This is a genomic window from Mammaliicoccus sp. RAM2 (assembly GCF_045897195.1).
Taxonomy (GTDB): domain Bacteria; phylum Bacillota; class Bacilli; order Staphylococcales; family Staphylococcaceae; genus Mammaliicoccus; species Mammaliicoccus sciuri.
Map to the genome: position 1 here is coordinate 1 of NZ_JBJNWI010000005.1, position 17,418 is coordinate 17,418.

Here is a 17,418-nt window from a genome sequence, read left to right on the forward strand (position 1 = left end):
CTTCAAGAAGGTTTAGAAGTTAAAATGTTATATGATGACATGGGATCTCGTAAATTAAATTTATCTTCATTCAAGAAATTTAGAGCACAAGGTGGAGAAGTTGCAAGTTTCTTCCCTTCTAAACTCCCACTCATTAACTTTAGAATGAACAACCGTAACCATAGAAAGATTGTTGTTATTGATGGAAAAGTTGGTTACGTAGGTGGCTTTAATGTCGGAGATGAATATTTAGGTTTAGATAAAAAATTTGGTTATTGGCGAGATACGCACTTAAGATTAGAAGGTGACTCAGTCAATGCGTTACAGCTTAGGTTTATGTTGGACTGGAACTCTCAATCTACACGTGACAAGATGCGCTATGAATCTAAATACTTCCCTGATGTTGAATCTGGCGGAAAAGTTGGTATTCAAATTGCTTCAAGTGGTCCTGATGAAGATTGGGAACAAATCAAATATGGTTATTTAAAAATGATATCAGAAGCTAAAAAACATATTTACATACAAACACCTTATTTCATTCCAGATTTATCATTTTTAGACGCCATTAAGATAGCTGCCCTTTCCGGAGTAGATGTTAATGTGATGATTCCCAATAAGCCCGATCACCCATTTGTTTATTGGGCAACATTTGCCAATGTCGGCGAATTAATAAAAGCTGGCGTCAATGTTCATATTTATGAAAAAGGCTTTATACACACTAAGATGGTAGCCATAGACGATGAAGTTGTAAGTATTGGTACAGCAAACATGGATAATAGAAGCTTTGTATTAAATTTCGAAGTTAATGCCTTTATTTACGACGATGAAATCGCTAAAAATTCACGCTTAGCTTATGAGAATGATATGACACATTCATCATTATTAACAGTTGAAAGATATGAAAACAGAAGCACGTGGATTAAATTAAAAGAAGGTATAGCACGATTGCTATCACCATTATTGTAAATACTTAGCGGGTAGAAGAGACGATTGTTCAAACTTTTCTACCTGTTTTTTTAAGGAGAAAGATATGAATAAAGAACAAATTATTAAAGAAGCAGAATCATATGTTAGCACATTACACAAAAACGATACGACTGGACATGACTTTGAGCATATTTTAAGAGTTAGACATCTCGCTCTAGATATTGCTCAGTTTGAGGAAGTGGATTTGTTTGTAGTTGAATTAGCAAGTTTCCTACACGATACTGTCGATAAGAAATTATTTAAAGATGGCAACACAGCTTGGCAACAACTTTATCAATGGATGAAAGACATGGATATAAGCGAATCTATTCAAACAGAGATTATCCATATTCTAAAGTATATTAGTTATAATGGTGGTAAAAATGAAGGTAAACTTACAAGCTTAGCAGGAAAGATCGTCCAAGATGCAGATCGAATTGATGCGATTGGCGCTATAGGAATAGCAAGAACATTTCAATATGCTGGTCATTTTAAAGAACCTATGCATATCTCCACTCAACAACCACGCAATTTAAATGATTTACAAGAGGATCAATATCATAATGAACCGAATACGGCAATTAATCATTTTTACGAGAAATTATTATTATTAAAAGATTTAATGAATACTAAACGGGGCAAACAAATCGCTGAAGAACGCCACTTATTTATGGAGAACTTTTTAAAACAATTTTATAAAGAATGGGATATAACTAAAAAAACAAACTAATCACGATGATTAGTTTGTTTTTTTGATTTTATTTCTTTTTCTTCTTATTAGATACGAGTTTAGCTGGTTTCTTCTCTTTGTTAGCTTCTTGTTGATTTTTCTGATGTGCTTCAATGATTGGTTTCATTTCTTCTTCTACTTTGTTGTTATAGAAGACGTTACCTAACCATGTTTGAACAACTAAGAATGCACCACCGACTGCCCAGTATAAACCTAATGCAGATGCTGAAATGTATGACATCCAAATAATCATAATTGGAGAAATAAACATCATCATTCTCATCATATTTTTCTGTTCATCTGGAACATTTGCATACTTCATAGAAACAAATGCCTGTAATGCATAAATGATACCTGCAATGATTGTAATAATTAAATCAGGTTCAGTTAAATTAAACCATAAGAAATTCGGATATTCTGTAATTCCGCCTTCAGTAGGATATTTTAATACATAGAATAATCCCATGACGATTGGCATTTGTATAACGATTGGTAAACAACCCATGTTCATTGGATTAATACCATGTTTTTTGTATAATGCCATCATTTCTTGATTGGCTGCCATTTTTTCTTCTTGAGTACGAGCACGCTTAACTTTTTCTTGAATTGCTTCCATTTCAGGTTTAGCAAGTTTCATTTTTTCACGCATTAACTTTTGATTCTTATACGTCTTCATCATAAATGGGAATAACGCAAAACGAACAATTAATGTTATAACGATAATAGCTAGACCATAATCGTGATTCAAATTTGTACCAAGCCAATGAATAACACTATCCATCGGTTTTACGAATGTATTATAAAAGAATCCATCCCTATTCTCAGGTTTAGAATAATCACAACCAGCTAGCACAACCATTACACCAAATAATAATGGCCATAAAGCTTTTTTCTTCATTTTTCCACCTCTATTGATATACTCACATAAAACTCATTCTATCATAGAATAGCGACAACATAAATCAATATATTAATTTTATCAAATATTTTTATACTGTTTATGAAAGCCCTTCACAGTTTGTTCAATATTTTGACTTTTCGCTATAGCAGAAATAACACTTACGCCATTTGCGCCCGCTTTAATGAGCGGTTGCACATCAACTTCAGTTATACCACCGATTGCAACGATAGGAATATCTTGATTGATTTTTCTCACCTTCTCAATCATTTGATATCCACCTTCATCTCCTGCATCAGCTTTAGAATTTGTAGAATGTATAGGTCCCGTTCCAATATAATCGACTTCAGATATATCAGAGTGATCATATTCAATTTTATTTGCAACACTCAAGCCAATTATTTTATCTTTAAACTTATCTTTAAACTCAGATACATTTCGGTCATCTTGTCCAACATGAATACCATCTGCATTTAATTTAATTGCTAAATCTACATCATCATTGACGATAAATGGAACTTGATATTGTTTACACAACTCAAATAATGATTGCGCAAGTGCTTCTTTTTCTGATCCTTTTTTACTCTTCTCACCTTTTTCACGAAACTGAAACATCGTGATGCCTGCTTTTAAAGCTTCTTCAACAACACTTATTAGATTACCATCAGCAATATCTTGACTACCTGCTATAAAATATACTTTCAAAGTTTTTGGATCAAACATTTAGTTCACTACTTTCACGATTTTTTTCTCATTAACAAGTTCTTCAGTTATTACATTAAGTTGATCTATAAATGAAATTTGGAATGTACCAGGTAAATGTGCACCAGGTTGTTGATATGCCAACTCACTTGCTATATTGTATGTTGCTAATGCTTCTTCTAATACATCAATAGTAATTGTTTTTTCATGAGATAAGAATGCAGCTATTACGCCACCTAATAAACAACCTCCACCAGTTACTTTCGTTAACATCTCACTACCATTGTGCAATTCTATAATTTTGTTATTACAAGCAATGACATCAACTTTTCCAGTTATGATAATCGGTAACTTTAATTGCTGATGCGCTTTTTTCGCAATTTTAATAGCATCAAGCGTATCATCACTATCCGTACCTTTCATAATTGTGTCTTCTTCAATAAGTGCTAAAATTTCTGATGCATTACCTCTAATAATATCGACAACTTCATCATTTAATAACGTCGTACAAAAAGTCTTTCTTAATTGTGATGCACCAACTGCTACGGGATCAAGAACTACTGGAACACCATTTCCATGCATAATTTCAGCATATTTCTTCATATCATAAGCTTTATCAGTCGTAATCGTCCCTATATTAAGAAGAAATGCTCCTGCTGCTTTTGAAAATTCTTCTGCTTCTTCAGGTTCTTCACTCATTGCGGGGCTTGCGCCTAATGAAATTAAACCATTAGCTGTAAAGTTTTTAACGACATCATTTGTATAACATACGATTAATGGACTATTTTCTCTAATATTTGTTAATTTACTCATAATCTAATCCCTCTATCTTTTGGTATGCAAAGTGGTTCACTGGACCTCTACCTTTGCCTATTTCAGGTGTATATTGAATAGCTAACGTAATAAATCGTTTAGCTACTTCTACCGCTTCCTCAATTGAATGACCTTTAGCTAACTCTGCTGTTATCACTGCACTAAATGTACAACCTGTTCCATGTGTATGTTTCGTACTAAATCTTTCACTTTTCCAGCTTTTCACGCCATTCTCAGTAAATAAATAGTCGATTGCATCCCCGTCCAGATGTCCACCTTTTATAACAACACCTTTAGATCCAATTTCATTTAAGAAAAATGCACCAGCTTTATTAATTTCTTCTTCAGTTTGAATTTTAAATCCAGTAATATCTTCTGCTTCTGGAATATTAGGTGTAACAACTGTAGCTAATGGTAGTAATATTTCTTTAAGTTTCCCTTTCCCTTCATCATCCATTAGCGCATCACCACTTTTAGCAACCATTACTGGGTCAATGACATACGGCTTACCAGATTGTTCAATAAATGGTTTAATCGTTTGCATCATTTCTTCTGATGCAATCATGCCTGTTTTTATAGCATGTGGCACTTCATCATCAAAGACACTTTTTAATTGGCTTTCAATAACTTCAACAGGTAAATGGTAAACATCTTGTACACCTAAACTATTTTGTGAAACGATACTTGTAGCAACAGCCATTCCATAAACACCTGATGCATGAAATGATTTTAAGTCCGCCATAATACCCGCTCCACCACTTGGGTCCGTTCCAGCAATTGTTAATGCTATATTCGGTTTTTTCATTGTAATCCACCTCAAATTTATATTTATAATTCTATTATTCATAACTTCATAAAAATGACCTCTTTCATAAGAAAGAGGTCAATTAATAGTTGTAAAAACGTTCATCGACCACTTTCCTACGTTGGCATTATCCAAATCAGGTGTTAAGGGACTGAATTTAATCATCTCAGCCAAATGGCGCCCCTAGCAGTCACTCATATATTCAGTTTACTTAAGATTATCAAATAGACGTATTGTGGTCAAATTAAAAAATCGCCTAGGATATTTCCTAGACGATTGGATTAATTAATTTATAACCACTTTAGATTAAAGTGTATGGCTTACCACCATCCGTTAGCTTGACGGAAAGCAATAGCAGCTGATTCTGAACCGTAACGGTTTTTAGCGTAGTTTAACATACCTTGAGTTTGTGTAGCTACTGATCCAGTACCCCAAGATTCTTTAGTTTGACCAAGACCTTGGTAACCATTTGGACTTACTGCATTTGGATTACCACTTGATTCTGGTAATACAATCGCATTCCACATAGCTTCTGAACCACCAGCAGCTAAGAATTGAGCTTTAGTAGATCCACCAGTGCTAGCTGTTGAAGTTTGAGTAGTTCTAACTTTTTGAGCTGGTGCTTGGTATGATTGTTGAGCTGGCGCTTTATATGTTTGTTGAGCTGGCGCTTTGTATGATTGAACAGGCGCTTGGTAGCTTTGTTGTTGAGCTGGAGCTGCAACTTGTTCTTGTGTTTGTTGAACTGGCGCTTGTTGTGCTACAGGCGCTTTAGCTGGCTCAACTGATTGAGCTGGAGCTTGTAATGATAAAGTTTGTCCAACAATGATTAGATCTGAAGATAAGTTGTTCCATGCTTTTAATTGAGATACAGTTACATCGTATTTAGATGCAATTTTACCTAAAGTATCTCCTGATACTACAGTGTATTCTGTAGTTGATTCTGAACTTTTCTCGTTAACCTTGATTACTTGGTTAGGGAAGATTAAGTTAGATTTTAAACCATTTTCTGCTTTGATAGCACTTACTGAAGTACCGTATTGTTGTGAAATACTACCTAAAGTATCACCAGATTTTACTGTATGTGTTGCTGCATCGGCTGTAGCTGTTACCCCTGTAGTAACTGCAACTGCCGCAGTTGAAACTGCTAATAATTTTTTCATGATTGAATGTTTCCTCCTGTAAGGTTTTCACTTTTTATATGATTTTTACTGTTTAAACTATACCACTTATTTTTATGTCATAGGTTACAGGTATATGAAAAAATTACAGCTAATATTACAGTTAGATTACGTTAATTTTCAGACAATATTCTGAATATTAACGAACAAAATACCTAAACAAAGGCATTTATAAAGATTGAACAAAATTAATTATCAGACAATTTGTCATATTCATGTAATTTTTTAAACAATTACTTGTAATTATGTATACTTGCTGCCCTACAGCAAGACAGCAAGTCTCGGAATTTAGAATCAAGAATATTTATTTTCGGAAGTATTTCTATAAACAGTTTTATTGAAGTTTAATGCTATGAGGTTGTTACTTTTGATGCATTTGGATCAGGGGTTTGTTGTTTAGCTTCATCAATAACGTCAACGACATTATGATAATCTCTATATAACTTATCATCTAAATTGTTTGCACCATTCTCTTTAGCTAATGCTTCAGCTCGTAATTTTTCTTTTGCTACTTTAGATGAAAGGTCACTAGCATAACTTTCAGCACTTTCACTAATTAATTCACTCATTTCATCTTTCGTTTGAGGAATCGTTGATTTACTTGATGCAGGCATATTTAAGAATTTGATCGTTTCACAAATAATTTCTGTTATATAATGTTTCTTATCATCTTTAACATATGCTCTTGATTGAATTTGTCCAGTTAATGCAACAAGTTGTCCTTTCTTTGTATACTCATGAATATTATTTGCAAGTTTACCAAATGCTTTACATACAATAAAATCAACAGCAATCGTGCCATCTTTAGTCTTATATCCACGTTCAACAGCTAAACAAAATGTAGAAATGATGATTTCACCTTTCTTATAATATGCAGGGTCCTTAGTTAAACGTCCAACTAATACAGATTTATTTAACATATTCTCACCTCCTTATACTTATAATATAATGAGTCAATTTTTTCAGTCAAAGTCCGATAAATCATAAAATAAACACTTATTTTTCACTTTATTTTATGATTATTGTTATTTCATGCAAAAGTGCTTTATAATAGATAACAAAGTTAAACATTCGTAGATTTAACGATAAGGGGGATGTTTATGAAAACATTTAAAGCCGTACGCTTTCAAATTGTAGACGATGAACAAATTACAGAATATGAATTATTAGATGGTATCATTATTAATAAAGAAAATAGTGGTACAGGATGGCTACTAGAGATCTTAATTTCAGATATCCATTATGAACAAATGAAAGAATATCACGATAACCAAACCTTACTTGATACACGTGTCGTAATAACTAGACCTTCAAACGACCCAGCATTATTTGATGCAACCATCAAATACATAGAACAACTAGAAGATAAAATATCAGTCGTATTTGAATGTCATATCTATACATTACGACAAGTATATGCAGAACGATTACTAGAGCAACTCATAGATGAAGGCTTATCAGGAGATGAGCTTAAAACTTCATTTAATAGATTGATGCAATCTAAACCGAAATTAAAAGACGAAAAAAGCAATATATAAATAAAAATCTAGGACAGTTTGTGGTCCTAGATTTTTTATTACATGTATATTTAGGTGTTTTACTTCCATTATTCCGAATTGTGGTAGTTAGAACGCTGTAACTATCATTATTCCGAATTCTGGTAGTTAAGTGGGCGCTCATTTACGGACATTTCTTGGAATTCTGTCCCTAACAATACCTCTTACGGACATTTTCCGGAATTCTGTCCCTAACAGCACCTCTTACGGACATTTCTTGGAATTCTGTCCCTAACAATACCTCTTACGGACATTTTCCGGAATTCTGTCCCTAACGACACTTCTTACTGACATTTCTTGGAATTCTGTCCCTAACAGCACCTCTTACGGACATTTCTCAAAATTCTGTCCCTAACGACACTTCTTACTGACATTTCTCAAAATTCTGTCCCTAACGACACCTCTTACGGACATTTCTCAAAATTCTGTCCCTAACAATACCTCTTACGGACATTTCTTGGAATTCTGTCCCTAACGACACCTCTTACGGACATTTCTCAAAATTCTGTCCCTAACAATACCTCTTACGGACATTTTCCGGAATTCTGTCCCTAACAGCACCTCTTACGGACATTTCTTGGAATTCTGTCCCTAACGACACTTCTTACGGACATTTCTTGGAATTCTGTCCCTAACGACACTTCTTACGGACATTTCTTGGAATTCTGTCCCTAACAAAATCAAATTCCATATATAAGCAGAAAAAAGAGAAAACAGCTGCCTGTTTTCTCTTTTTTATTTATTGATCTACAATAGCAAAGCTAATTTCACAACTACATGCAACTTCTCCATCTACTGTTGCTTTTGCTGTTCCTTTTCCTATTGGACCTTTTATTTTGTTTATTTCTACTTCAAGTCTTAAAGTGTCACCTGGTGTAACTTGTTTTTTGAATCGACATTTATCAATTCCTGCAAACATTGCTAGTTTACCTTGGTTTTCTTCTAAGCGTAACATTGCAACTGCACCTGTTTGTGCTAATGCTTCTACGATTAATACGCCTGGCATTACGGCATAATCAGGAAAATGTCCTTGGAAAAATGGTTCGTTACCTGCTACTTGTTTAATACCTACACAACGTTTACCGTCTTCTAATTCTACTATTCTATCTAATAATAAAAATGGGTAACGGTGAGGTATAATTTTTTTTATTTCGTTAAAGTCATAAATAGTTTCCATTATGAGCTCCTTCCAGTTAAATCAAAGATGTGTTGCCAAGTTTCGGGATTAAACACCCCAAATGGATTATGAAGTATACCGTATCCAATCATAGTTCCAACAATAAATAATAAAATCATTAATACTAATAATATAAGTAATTTAATCCATAATGGAATGACACGATGCTCTACTTCCACTCCTTGAATTGTTTCTACTCTATTTCTTTGAAGTTTCTCTTTAACAGATTGATAAGTTGACTTTCTTTTTTTATCGTCAGATCTTGATGATTGTGTTTCAGCCATACTAAACCCTCGCTTTATCGTTTAACTTGCCATTATCATTGATGCGTTCAACGTCTGCACCTAATGCTTTAAGTTTACCATGAAAATCAACATAACCTCTATCTAAATGTTTAAGTTCTGTTACGTTTGTATATCCATCAGACACAAGTCCAGCAAGAATCAATGATGCACCTGCTCTTAAGTCTGTAGCTTTTACATCTGCACCTTGTAATTTACTGTTACCAGTAATCATTGCACTTCTACCGTTAATGAAAATATCTGCATTCATACGTTTGAATTCTTCTACATGCATAAATCTATTTTCAAATACTGTTTCAGTTACTTTACTCGTACCATTTGCTGTTAATAATAAAGCCATTATTTGAGATTGCATGTCTGTAGGGAATCCTGGATGTGGCATTGTTTTAACATCAATTGCTTTAATTTCACCAGGTACTTGAATATTTAATCCATCTTCGATATCAGTAATTTGAACACCAGCTTCTTCTAATTTAGACACTAAGCTTGTCATATGTTCTCTAATTGCACCAATAACATTGACATTTCCTCTAGTAATCGCTGCTGCAATCATAAATGTACCAGCTTCAATTCTATCTGGAATAATAGCATGTTCTGCACCGTGTAATTGATTAACACCAGTAATTCTAATTGTATCTGTGCCAGCACCGTGTACTTGTGCACCCATTTCATTTAGATAGTTAGCTAAATCTACAATTTCTGGTTCTCTTGCAACGTTTTGAATTTCAGTTTTTCCTTCTGCAAGTACTGCTGCCATCATAATATTTTGAGTAGCGCCTACACTTGGGAAATCTAAATAAATTTTAGCTCCTTTTAAGCCATTAGGTGTTGTTGCTTCAATAAATCCGTTATGTAGTTCAATTTCTGCACCTAAAGCTTCAAATCCTTTTAAATGTTGCTCAATCGGTCTTGAACCAATTGCGCAACCACCAGGTAAAGCGACTCTAGCATGACCTTCTCTAGCTAATAAAGGACCCATAACTAAGATACTTGCTCTCATCTTACTTACATATTCATATGGAGCTTCGATTTTTAGTGTATTTGATGCATCTATTTTTACAGTGTTATGATCTGCATCATATTCTATATCTGCATTTAAATGCGTAAGTACTGTGTTAATTGTATCTACATCACTTAATTTAGGTACATTCGTCAATACACTTTGACCAACACTTGGTAAAAGTGTAGCTGTTAATATTGGTAATACTGCGTTTTTTGCACCTTCGACTACAACTGTGCCATTAAGACTTGCTCCGCCTTTCACGACGATTTTATCCATATAATTATCCTCCAAAAAACTTCACTTTTATTTATTTTACAAATGTATATATTTATTTAATACACATTTTTCTTGATTCATAAACATCACCAAAATATTATACTACTTTTTTGTTCTTTTTTCATATATTTATGTAATTTTTTCTTATTATTAGAATAGCAATCTTAATTGTAGCGAATATTGGAGTATATCTAAAATAAAACGACTTACAGCCGTACCTAATAGTATAGATAAAATGATAAGAAATGTTTGTGCTTGCGCAATATGATTTTTCTTAAAAATTTGTTCTAATCGTACGCCTTGAAGTGCCCAGAATGCCAAGCATACACAAATGACATGTAGTAAAAGTCCGATAATACCTAATTGACCATAATATTCCATATTAACAACTCCTTCTAAAAATATAAGGGAGCGGGACAGAAATCTAATTTAGATAAAAAGATTTCGTCGTCCCGCGCGGGCAAGGATGACTAGAGTTGAAAAAGCTTGGTACAAGCGCATTTTCAATTCAGACATCTACTGCCAAGATACTAAAAGAGTCTGAGACATTACATTATGTCCCAGACTCTTTTATTTTATCTAAATTTAGCCACTTCAATTCGATTAATTGCACGATGAAGTGCACGTTCAGCACGTCTAAAGTCTACTTCATCACGATTCATTTTCAATCGTTCTTCAGCACGTTCTTTAGAATTAATCGCACGGTCTTTATCTATTTCATCGGCAGTTTCAGCCGCTTGAACTAGAACTGTAACTTTATTAGTTCTTACTTCAACAAATCCTTCGGAAACAGCTAAATACTCCGTACCACTTGCTTTGTTTACTTTAACGTATCCTGTTTTCAAAGCTGCAACAGTTGGAATATGTCCAGCCATTACACCCATTTCACCAGTTTCAGTATGTAAAACAACAAGTTCTACTTCTTTTGCTGAGTAAACAGATCCATTAGGAGTGACAACATCTAAGGTAAATGTATTCATTTTCCATTCCTCCTAATTATTATTAGACCTCTACACCCATGTTTTTAGCATTTTCAAGAACTGCTTCAATACCACCGACTAAACGGAAAGCATCTTCTGGGATATGGTCATATTGTCCTTCTAGAATAGCTTTGAAATCTTGTACAGTTTGACTAACTGGTACGTATGAACCTTTTTGACCAGTAAATTGTTCAGCTACATGGAAGTTTTGAGATAAGAAGAATTGAATACGACGAGCACGTTCAACTGTTTTCTTATCTTCATCAGATAATTCATCCATACCAAGTATGGCAATGATATCTTGTAACTCTCTATATTTTTGTAATGTTTGTTGTACACGACGCGCAACATCATAGTGTTCATCTCCAACAATTTCTGGAGTTAAGGCACGTGATGTTGAAGCTAATGGGTCAACGGCTGGATAAATACCCATTTCCGTTAATTTACGTTCCAAGTTAGTAGTAGCATCTAAGTGAGCGAAAGCTGTTGCTGGCGCTGGGTCAGTATAGTCATCGGCAGGTACGAATACTGCTTGGATAGATGTAACTGATCCTTTATTTGTAGATGTAATACGTTCTTGTAATTGTCCCATTTCAGTAGCAAGTGTTGGTTGGTAACCAACGGCAGATGGCATACGGCCTAATAATGCTGATACCTCTGAACCTGCTTGTGTAAAACGGAAGATGTTATCGATGAACAATAACACGTCTTGTCCTTGTTCATCACGGAAGTATTCTGCCATTGTTAAACCAGAAAGTGCAACTCTAGCACGCGCACCAGGTGGCTCGTTCATTTGACCGAATACCATCGCTGTTTTCTTAATAACACCTGAATCGCTCATTTCATAGTATAAGTCATTTCCTTCACGTGTACGTTCACCTACACCTGCGAATACTGAAATACCACCATGTTCTTGTGCGATGTTATTGATTAATTCTTGAATAAGTACTGTTTTACCTACTCCGGCACCACCGAATAAACCGATTTTACCACCTTTAATGTAAGGTGCTAATAAGTCTACTACTTTAATACCAGTTTCAAGAATTTCTACTTTAGTAGATAAATCTTCGAATTTAGGTGCTAAACGGTGAATTGGATCACGACGAACGCTATCATCAATTTCTTCACCTAAATCAATTTTTTCGCCTAATACATTGAAAACACGACCTAATGTAGCATCACCAACAGGTACTGAAATAGGTCTTCCTGTATCAGTAACTTCTTGTCCACGTTTAACACCATCAGTTGATGCCATTGCTATAGAACGTACAACATCATCACCAAGGTGTAATGCAACTTCTAATGCTAAATCAAAGCTTGATCCATCTGGACGTTCAACTTTAAGTGTTAAAGCATTATTAAGTTCTGGCAATTCACCGTGTGGGAAGCGTACATCAATAACTGGCCCTGTAATTTGCGTTACTCGGCCTAATCCCATGTAAATTCCTCCTAATCATTATTCGAGTGCAGCTGCTCCGCCTACAATCTCAGTAATTTGTTGAGTAATTGCAGCTTGACGGGCTCTGTTATATTGTAATGATAAATCATCAATTAATTCTGAAGCGTTATCTGTCGCATTCTTCATAGCTGTCATTCTTGAAGCATGTTCACTAGCTTTTCCATCTAGTAATGCACCATATATTAAACTAATCGCATACTGCGGTAAGATAACTTTTAAAATCGTTTCTTTATCTGGTTCAAATTCATAACCAGCCATCATACTTGAACCTTTTCCAGTATCTTCATCAGATAATGGTAAGATTTTTTTAGATTTCACTTGCTGTTCAAGCACACTAACGAAATGACTGTAGTAAATTGTTAACTCATCATAAAATTCTTCATTAAACAAGTCTACAGCTTTTTCAGTTAAAGCTTGTACATTTTTAAATGTTGGTTGGTCAGGTAAACCTACATACTCTTCAATAATGTTATAACCTCTAGCTTTGAAGAAGTCTCGGCCTACACGTCCGACAACAATAATGCCGTATTCGTCACTATTGTTGTTATGTTTTTCTTTAATATCATTAACGACATTTTTCAAAATGTTAGCACTATATGGTCCTGCAAGTCCTTTATCACAAGTAATAACTAAGTAACCAGAACGTTTTACAGGTCTTGTTTTAAGCATTGGATGATTAACATCTGTACTCTTAGACGCAATAGCTGTAACAGCATCTTGAATCTTATCCATATAAGGTTGAAATGCTTTCGTATTCTCCTCTGCTTTACGCAATTTAGAGTTTGAAACCATATTCATCGCTTTTGTAATTTGACTAGTCTTTTGAGTAGAAGTAATTCTACCTTTGATTTCTCTTAGTGAAGCCACAATTTCACCACCTTTTATTTAAAGCTTAATATTACTCTACATGAGATTTATTAAATACTTTTTTGAATGCATCGATTGCTGAAACAAATTTATCATCAGATGGTAATTGTTTTGTTTCACGAATTTCTTTAAATAGATCGCTTGCATTTGCATCAATCCAATTTAAGAATTCATCTTCGAATCGCGTAATATCTTCAACTGGAATATCATCTAAATGACCTTTAGTTAAAGCATATAAAATAACAACTTGACGATCTACAGTCAATGGTTTGTTTTGATCTTGTTTAAGTACTTCTACTGTACGTTTACCACGTTCTAATTTAGCTTTCGTAGCTTGGTCTAAATCTGAACCAAATTGAGCGAATGATTCTAACTCACGGTATGATGCTAAATCTAGACGTAAAGTACCTGCTACTTTTTTCATCGCTTTAATTTGAGCTGAACCACCAACACGTGATACAGATAAACCAGCGTTGATTGCAGGTCTTACACCAGAGAAGAATAAATCTGATTGTAAGAATATTTGTCCGTCAGTAATTGAGATAACGTTTGTTGGAACGTATGCTGAGATATCCCCTGCTTGAGTTTCAACAAATGGTAATGCAGTAATAGAACCGCCACCTAAGTCATCATTTAATTTAGCAGCACGTTCTAATAAACGACTGTGTAAGTAGAATACGTCACCTGGGTAAGCTTCACGACCTGGCGGACGACGAAGTAATAATGATAACTCACGGTAAGCTGCTGCTTGTTTTGTTAAATCATCATAAACGATTAATACATGTTTACCATTAAACATGAATTCTTCTGCCATACTTACACCCGCATAAGGTGCAATGTATAATAATGGCGCTGGTTGAGCTGCTGATGCAGATACAACGATTGTATAATCTAAAGCACCATGTCTACGTAAAGTTTCTACCGCTGTACGAACAGTTGATTCTTTTTGACCAATCGCAACGTAGATACAAATCATATCTTCGTCTTTTTGGTTAAGAATTGTATCAATCGCAACTGTTGTTTTACCAGTTTGACGGTCACCGATGATTAACTCACGTTGTCCACGTCCAATAGGTACTAATGCATCAATCGCTTTAATACCAGTTTGTAATGGTTCATCAACTGATTTACGATCCATAACACCTGTTGCAGGTGATTCTACAGGACGAGTCTTAGATGTATTGATTGGACCTTGTCCATCCAATGGTTGACCTAATGGATTTACAACACGACCAATTAATTCTTCCCCTACAGGTACTTCCATAATACGACCAGTTCTTTTAACTTCGTCGCCTTCTTTAATACCTTCTGCAGGTCCTAAAATTACGATACCTACATTATTTTCTTCTAAGTTTTGTGCTAACCCTAAAACGCCAGTATGGAACTCTAATAGTTCGCCAGCCATAACGTCATTTAAGCCATGGGCTAATGCAATACCATCGCCGACTTGGATAACTGTACCAACATCGGTAACTGACATTTCTGACTCATAGTTTTCAATTTGAGAGCGTAATAAAGCACTGATTTCTTCAGCTTTAATGGCCATCTATGTCACTCCTTAATATTATTTCATTTGTTGAAATGATTTTGCTAATTGATTTAAGTCATTCTGAATGGAACCATCGTATACTTTTGTACCTATGGAAACACGAATACCACCAATTAATGAATCATTAACTTGATTTTCTAAAATAAGTTTTTTCAAACCTGTTCTTTTGATAAATGCTTTACCAATTTCGTCTAATTCTTCATTAGATAATGGATACACAGATTCAACTTTCATTAAATCTTGGCTATGTACCTGATTGTATATTTTGCTAAAATCTTTATGAATTTCTGGAATTAGTGACAATTTACTGTTATTAGCAAGTAGGTATAATGTGTTTAACAAAGGTTTAGAAGCACCTTTAAATACATTGTCAACAAATTGTTGTCTGTCGTTTTTTGCTAATTTAGGATTGTTATCAATTGCTTTTAAATCACTAATTTGTTCTTTAACACTTTCTGCTACTTGAGTAAGTTCATCTAAGACGCTGTCTGTTAAATCTTGCGCTTCAGCTACATCATATAAGGCTTGGGCATATTTCTGACTAATATTCGCCATTATTTATCCCCTGCCTCTTTAATGTATTTTTCAACAAGGTCTTTTTGATCTTGTTCAGAGATTTCTTTATTGATTACTTTAGAAGCAATTAATACAGAAAGTTCTGATACTCTATTATTAATATCTGCAATAGCTCTTTGTTTCTCTTGTTGAATTTCTGCTTGAGCTGATTGTACTAAGCCATTTGCTTTAACATTTGCTTCATTAATAATTTGCTCTTGTTGTACTTTAGCTTGATGTTTAGCATCATCAAGAATTGTTTGTACTTCTTCTTGAGTTTTTCTTAATAGATTTCTATTTTCTTCTTCTAATTTCTTAGCGTTTACTTTTGCTTCATGAGCATCATCTATATCTTTATTAATAGCGTTCTCACGCTCATCCATAATTGATTTTAATGGTCCCCAAGCAAACTTTTTTAATAAGGCAAGCAGGATAATAAATGTGATCAATGTAAATAAGACTGTTCCCCATTCGACACCGCCACCTGCTGCTCCTAAAACTAATACGTTTTGATCCACTGCCAACTACACTCCTTTCACTGCAATTAAAGATGAATAACATCTCATAAATGAATGGCGAAATCCTTTTTAGATAGACTCCGCCTGTTCTAAAAATATTTTAGCTTATCGATTCATTACCATGAATGCTACTACTACTGCAATGATAGGAAGGGCTTCAACTAAACCAACACCGATAAACATTATTGTCATTAATGGACCACGTGCTTCTGGTTGACGTGCAACACCTTCTACTGTTCTTGATACGATAAGACCGTTACCGATACCTGCTCCTAATGCTGCTAAACCAATCGCGATTGCTGCTGCTAATACACCTAAACTCATTATAATTTTCCTCCTAGAAATAAAAATATTAATTGTTTTTTTAAATTATATATTAATGATCGTCTGCCACTTTATGGGACATATAAACCATTGATAACATTACGAATATGTAAGCCTGAATTGAACCAATGAATATTGAGAATCCTTGCCATACTATCGCTGGTAAAACTGCTCCGAACGCGCCTAAAACGCCTCCAGCTGCTAATGTTGCTAATAATCCAAGTAATACTTCACCTGCGAATATATTACCGTATAAACGTAGACCAAGCGTTAATGTTGAAGCAAATTCTTCAACAATTTTGAATGGCACCATAAATGCTACTGGTTGTACAAATGATTTCAAGTAAGCTCCAGTACCACGCATTTTAACACCATAGTAATGTGTTAAAAGAACCATCAATGTTGCTAACGTTAATGTAACTGTTGGATCTGCTGTAGGTGATTTCCACCATAATGTATGTCCTACAACAATTGAGAACGGTAAACCTAACATATTTGATACAAATATGAAGAATATAAGTGTAACCGCCAAGAAGTGAAATCTTCCTCCGTCTTTCCATGCCATATTGCTTTGGATAATACCTTTTACAAAGTCAAATACCCATTCAATAAAGTTCTGTTTACCAGTAGGTCTAATTTTTAGATTCCTAGTACAGACAACAGCTATTACAAAGACGATAACTGCAGAAACTAACAACATTAACATACTTGAAAGATTGAAAACTAAATCAAATCCTCCCAAATTGATGGACCACATAGGTGATTCGTGTTCCATATC

The 17,418-nt window shown here is 34.4% G+C and carries 21 protein-coding genes and 1 riboswitch; of the genes, 3 read left to right on the forward strand and 18 right to left on the reverse strand.

What is annotated here, in order from left to right:
* Together cls and ACJTHF_RS08225 are read left to right on the forward strand one after the other, a co-directional pair.
* A partial coding sequence (gene cls, locus ACJTHF_RS08220; protein WP_407812612.1) for a cardiolipin synthase occupies positions 1 to 945 on the forward strand: 945 nt, incomplete at its 5' end.
* A gap of 64 nt (positions 946 to 1,009) precedes the next feature.
* Positions 1,010 to 1,675: an HD domain-containing protein gene (locus ACJTHF_RS08225; protein WP_084755866.1), complete on the forward strand. Its 666-nt coding sequence runs from the start codon at positions 1,010 to 1,012 to the stop codon at positions 1,673 to 1,675.
* Between the two features lie 28 nt (positions 1,676 to 1,703).
* Here ACJTHF_RS08225 and yidC read toward each other — a convergent pair whose 3' ends face one another.
* The 6 genes from yidC to ACJTHF_RS08255 all read right to left on the reverse strand — a co-directional run bounded on the left by yidC (position 1,704) and on the right by ACJTHF_RS08255 (position 6,994).
* Positions 1,704 to 2,573 (reverse strand): membrane protein insertase YidC, encoded by an 870-nt coding sequence (gene yidC / locus ACJTHF_RS08230; protein ID WP_232157209.1) that lies wholly within the window; start codon positions 2,571 to 2,573, stop codon positions 1,704 to 1,706.
* An 81-nt stretch (positions 2,574 to 2,654) separates the two neighbouring features.
* A complete protein-coding gene (gene thiE, locus ACJTHF_RS08235) occupies positions 2,655 to 3,296 on the reverse strand; it encodes a thiamine phosphate synthase (RefSeq protein ID WP_048540896.1) in 642 nt (213 codons plus the stop codon).
* Positions 3,297 to 4,088: a hydroxyethylthiazole kinase gene (thiM, locus tag ACJTHF_RS08240; protein WP_048540898.1), complete on the reverse strand. Its 792-nt coding sequence runs from the start codon at positions 4,086 to 4,088 to the stop codon at positions 3,297 to 3,299. It lies immediately after the preceding gene.
* Positions 4,081 to 4,893 (reverse strand): bifunctional hydroxymethylpyrimidine kinase/phosphomethylpyrimidine kinase, encoded by an 813-nt coding sequence (gene thiD, locus ACJTHF_RS08245; protein WP_048540900.1) that lies wholly within the window; start codon positions 4,891 to 4,893, stop codon positions 4,081 to 4,083. Before thiD ends, thiM begins: the two co-directional genes overlap by 8 nt.
* A 96-nt stretch (positions 4,894 to 4,989) precedes the next feature.
* Positions 4,990 to 5,088, reverse strand: a riboswitch (TPP riboswitch).
* Positions 5,089 to 5,213: 125 nt separating this feature from the next.
* Positions 5,214 to 6,056, reverse strand: a complete 843-nt coding sequence (locus tag ACJTHF_RS08250) for a LysM peptidoglycan-binding domain-containing protein (RefSeq protein WP_048540902.1) — start codon at positions 6,054 to 6,056, stop codon at positions 5,214 to 5,216.
* 368 nt (positions 6,057 to 6,424) lie between these two features.
* The gene (locus ACJTHF_RS08255) at positions 6,425 to 6,994 is read right to left on the reverse strand and encodes a single-stranded DNA-binding protein (RefSeq protein WP_058591094.1); all 570 of its coding nucleotides are present in this window, start codon (positions 6,992 to 6,994) and stop codon (positions 6,425 to 6,427) included.
* A gap of 180 nt (positions 6,995 to 7,174) precedes the next feature.
* Between ACJTHF_RS08255 and ACJTHF_RS08260 the strand changes: the two genes are divergently transcribed.
* On the forward strand, positions 7,175 to 7,612 hold the full coding sequence (locus tag ACJTHF_RS08260) for a YwpF-like family protein (RefSeq protein ID WP_025904490.1): 438 nt from the start codon (positions 7,175 to 7,177) through the stop codon (positions 7,610 to 7,612).
* A gap of 757 nt (positions 7,613 to 8,369) precedes the next feature.
* Here the strand turns inward: ACJTHF_RS08260 and fabZ are convergent.
* The 12 genes from fabZ to atpB form a co-directional block, all read right to left on the reverse strand.
* On the reverse strand, positions 8,370 to 8,807 hold the full coding sequence (fabZ, locus tag ACJTHF_RS08265; protein ID WP_025904489.1) for a 3-hydroxyacyl-ACP dehydratase FabZ: 438 nt from the start codon (positions 8,805 to 8,807) through the stop codon (positions 8,370 to 8,372).
* Positions 8,807 to 9,091 (reverse strand): DNA-directed RNA polymerase subunit beta, encoded by a 285-nt coding sequence (locus tag ACJTHF_RS08270; protein ID WP_053076874.1) that lies wholly within the window; start codon positions 9,089 to 9,091, stop codon positions 8,807 to 8,809. The genes fabZ and ACJTHF_RS08270 overlap by 1 nt, the downstream gene beginning before the upstream one ends.
* 1 nt (position 9,092) lies before the next feature.
* Positions 9,093 to 10,388 carry a UDP-N-acetylglucosamine 1-carboxyvinyltransferase gene (gene murA, locus ACJTHF_RS08275; RefSeq protein ID WP_058591095.1) on the reverse strand — a complete coding sequence of 432 codons (1,296 nt, stop codon included), beginning with the start codon at positions 10,386 to 10,388 and terminating at the stop codon, positions 9,093 to 9,095.
* A 150-nt stretch (positions 10,389 to 10,538) separates the two neighbouring features.
* Positions 10,539 to 10,769 carry a DUF1146 family protein gene (locus tag ACJTHF_RS08280; protein ID WP_048540909.1) on the reverse strand — a complete coding sequence of 77 codons (231 nt, stop codon included), beginning with the start codon at positions 10,767 to 10,769 and terminating at the stop codon, positions 10,539 to 10,541.
* A gap of 194 nt (positions 10,770 to 10,963) precedes the next feature.
* The gene (locus ACJTHF_RS08285) at positions 10,964 to 11,368 is read right to left on the reverse strand and encodes a F0F1 ATP synthase subunit epsilon (RefSeq protein WP_025904485.1); all 405 of its coding nucleotides are present in this window, start codon (positions 11,366 to 11,368) and stop codon (positions 10,964 to 10,966) included.
* Positions 11,369 to 11,390: 22 nt separating this feature from the next.
* Positions 11,391 to 12,806: a F0F1 ATP synthase subunit beta gene (gene atpD / locus ACJTHF_RS08290; protein WP_048540911.1), complete on the reverse strand. Its 1,416-nt coding sequence runs from the start codon at positions 12,804 to 12,806 to the stop codon at positions 11,391 to 11,393.
* Positions 12,807 to 12,824: 18 nt separating this feature from the next.
* Entirely contained in the window at positions 12,825 to 13,694 is an 870-nt protein-coding gene (gene atpG, locus ACJTHF_RS08295; RefSeq protein ID WP_048540913.1) for an ATP synthase F1 subunit gamma, read from the reverse strand.
* A gap of 31 nt (positions 13,695 to 13,725) precedes the next feature.
* The gene (atpA, locus tag ACJTHF_RS08300) at positions 13,726 to 15,240 is read right to left on the reverse strand and encodes a F0F1 ATP synthase subunit alpha (RefSeq protein WP_025904482.1); all 1,515 of its coding nucleotides are present in this window, start codon (positions 15,238 to 15,240) and stop codon (positions 13,726 to 13,728) included.
* Between the two features lie 18 nt (positions 15,241 to 15,258).
* Complete coding sequence (locus ACJTHF_RS08305) at positions 15,259 to 15,798, reverse strand: F0F1 ATP synthase subunit delta (protein ID WP_025904481.1); 540 nt, start codon at positions 15,796 to 15,798, stop codon at positions 15,259 to 15,261.
* The gene (locus tag ACJTHF_RS08310) at positions 15,798 to 16,322 is read right to left on the reverse strand and encodes a F0F1 ATP synthase subunit B (RefSeq protein ID WP_058591096.1); all 525 of its coding nucleotides are present in this window, start codon (positions 16,320 to 16,322) and stop codon (positions 15,798 to 15,800) included. The genes ACJTHF_RS08305 and ACJTHF_RS08310 overlap by 1 nt, the downstream gene beginning before the upstream one ends.
* A 99-nt stretch (positions 16,323 to 16,421) precedes the next feature.
* Positions 16,422 to 16,640, reverse strand: a complete 219-nt coding sequence (atpE, locus tag ACJTHF_RS08315; RefSeq protein ID WP_016998905.1) for a F0F1 ATP synthase subunit C — start codon at positions 16,638 to 16,640, stop codon at positions 16,422 to 16,424.
* Between the two features lie 52 nt (positions 16,641 to 16,692).
* Complete coding sequence (gene atpB, locus ACJTHF_RS08320; RefSeq protein WP_025904479.1) at positions 16,693 to 17,415, reverse strand: F0F1 ATP synthase subunit A; 723 nt, start codon at positions 17,413 to 17,415, stop codon at positions 16,693 to 16,695.
* Positions 17,416 to 17,418: the final 3 nt, after the last annotated feature.

Bases quoted from the DNA above. Each gene is read 5' to 3' on its own strand.
- ACJTHF_RS08225 (WP_084755866.1), top strand. From the start codon at position 1,010: ATGAATAAAGAACAAATTATTAAAGAAGCAGAATCATATGTTAGCACA.
- yidC (WP_232157209.1), bottom strand. From the start codon at position 2,573: ATGAAGAAAAAAGCTTTATGGCCATTATTATTTGGTGTAATGGTTGTG.
- thiE (WP_048540896.1), bottom strand. From the start codon at position 3,296: ATGTTTGATCCAAAAACTTTGAAAGTATATTTTATAGCAGGTAGTCAA.
- thiM (WP_048540898.1), bottom strand. From the start codon at position 4,088: ATGAGTAAATTAACAAATATTAGAGAAAATAGTCCATTAATCGTATGT.
- thiD (WP_048540900.1), bottom strand. From the start codon at position 4,893: ATGAAAAAACCGAATATAGCATTAACAATTGCTGGAACGGACCCAAGT.
- ACJTHF_RS08250 (WP_048540902.1), bottom strand. From the start codon at position 6,056: ATGAAAAAATTATTAGCAGTTTCAACTGCGGCAGTTGCAGTTACTACA.
- ACJTHF_RS08255 (WP_058591094.1), bottom strand. From the start codon at position 6,994: ATGTTAAATAAATCTGTATTAGTTGGACGTTTAACTAAGGACCCTGCA.
- ACJTHF_RS08260 (WP_025904490.1), top strand. From the start codon at position 7,175: ATGAAAACATTTAAAGCCGTACGCTTTCAAATTGTAGACGATGAACAA.
- fabZ (WP_025904489.1), bottom strand. From the start codon at position 8,807: ATGGAAACTATTTATGACTTTAACGAAATAAAAAAAATTATACCTCAC.
- ACJTHF_RS08270 (WP_053076874.1), bottom strand. From the start codon at position 9,091: ATGGCTGAAACACAATCATCAAGATCTGACGATAAAAAAAGAAAGTCA.
- murA (WP_058591095.1), bottom strand. From the start codon at position 10,388: ATGGATAAAATCGTCGTGAAAGGCGGAGCAAGTCTTAATGGCACAGTT.
- ACJTHF_RS08280 (WP_048540909.1), bottom strand. From the start codon at position 10,769: ATGGAATATTATGGTCAATTAGGTATTATCGGACTTTTACTACATGTC.
- ACJTHF_RS08285 (WP_025904485.1), bottom strand. From the start codon at position 11,368: ATGAATACATTTACCTTAGATGTTGTCACTCCTAATGGATCTGTTTAC.
- atpD (WP_048540911.1), bottom strand. From the start codon at position 12,806: ATGGGATTAGGCCGAGTAACGCAAATTACAGGGCCAGTTATTGATGTA.
- atpA (WP_025904482.1), bottom strand. From the start codon at position 15,240: ATGGCCATTAAAGCTGAAGAAATCAGTGCTTTATTACGCTCTCAAATT.
- ACJTHF_RS08305 (WP_025904481.1), bottom strand. From the start codon at position 15,798: ATGGCGAATATTAGTCAGAAATATGCCCAAGCCTTATATGATGTAGCT.
- atpE (WP_016998905.1), bottom strand. From the start codon at position 16,640: ATGAGTTTAGGTGTATTAGCAGCAGCAATCGCGATTGGTTTAGCAGCA.
- atpB (WP_025904479.1), bottom strand. From the start codon at position 17,415: ATGGAACACGAATCACCTATGTGGTCCATCAATTTGGGAGGATTTGAT.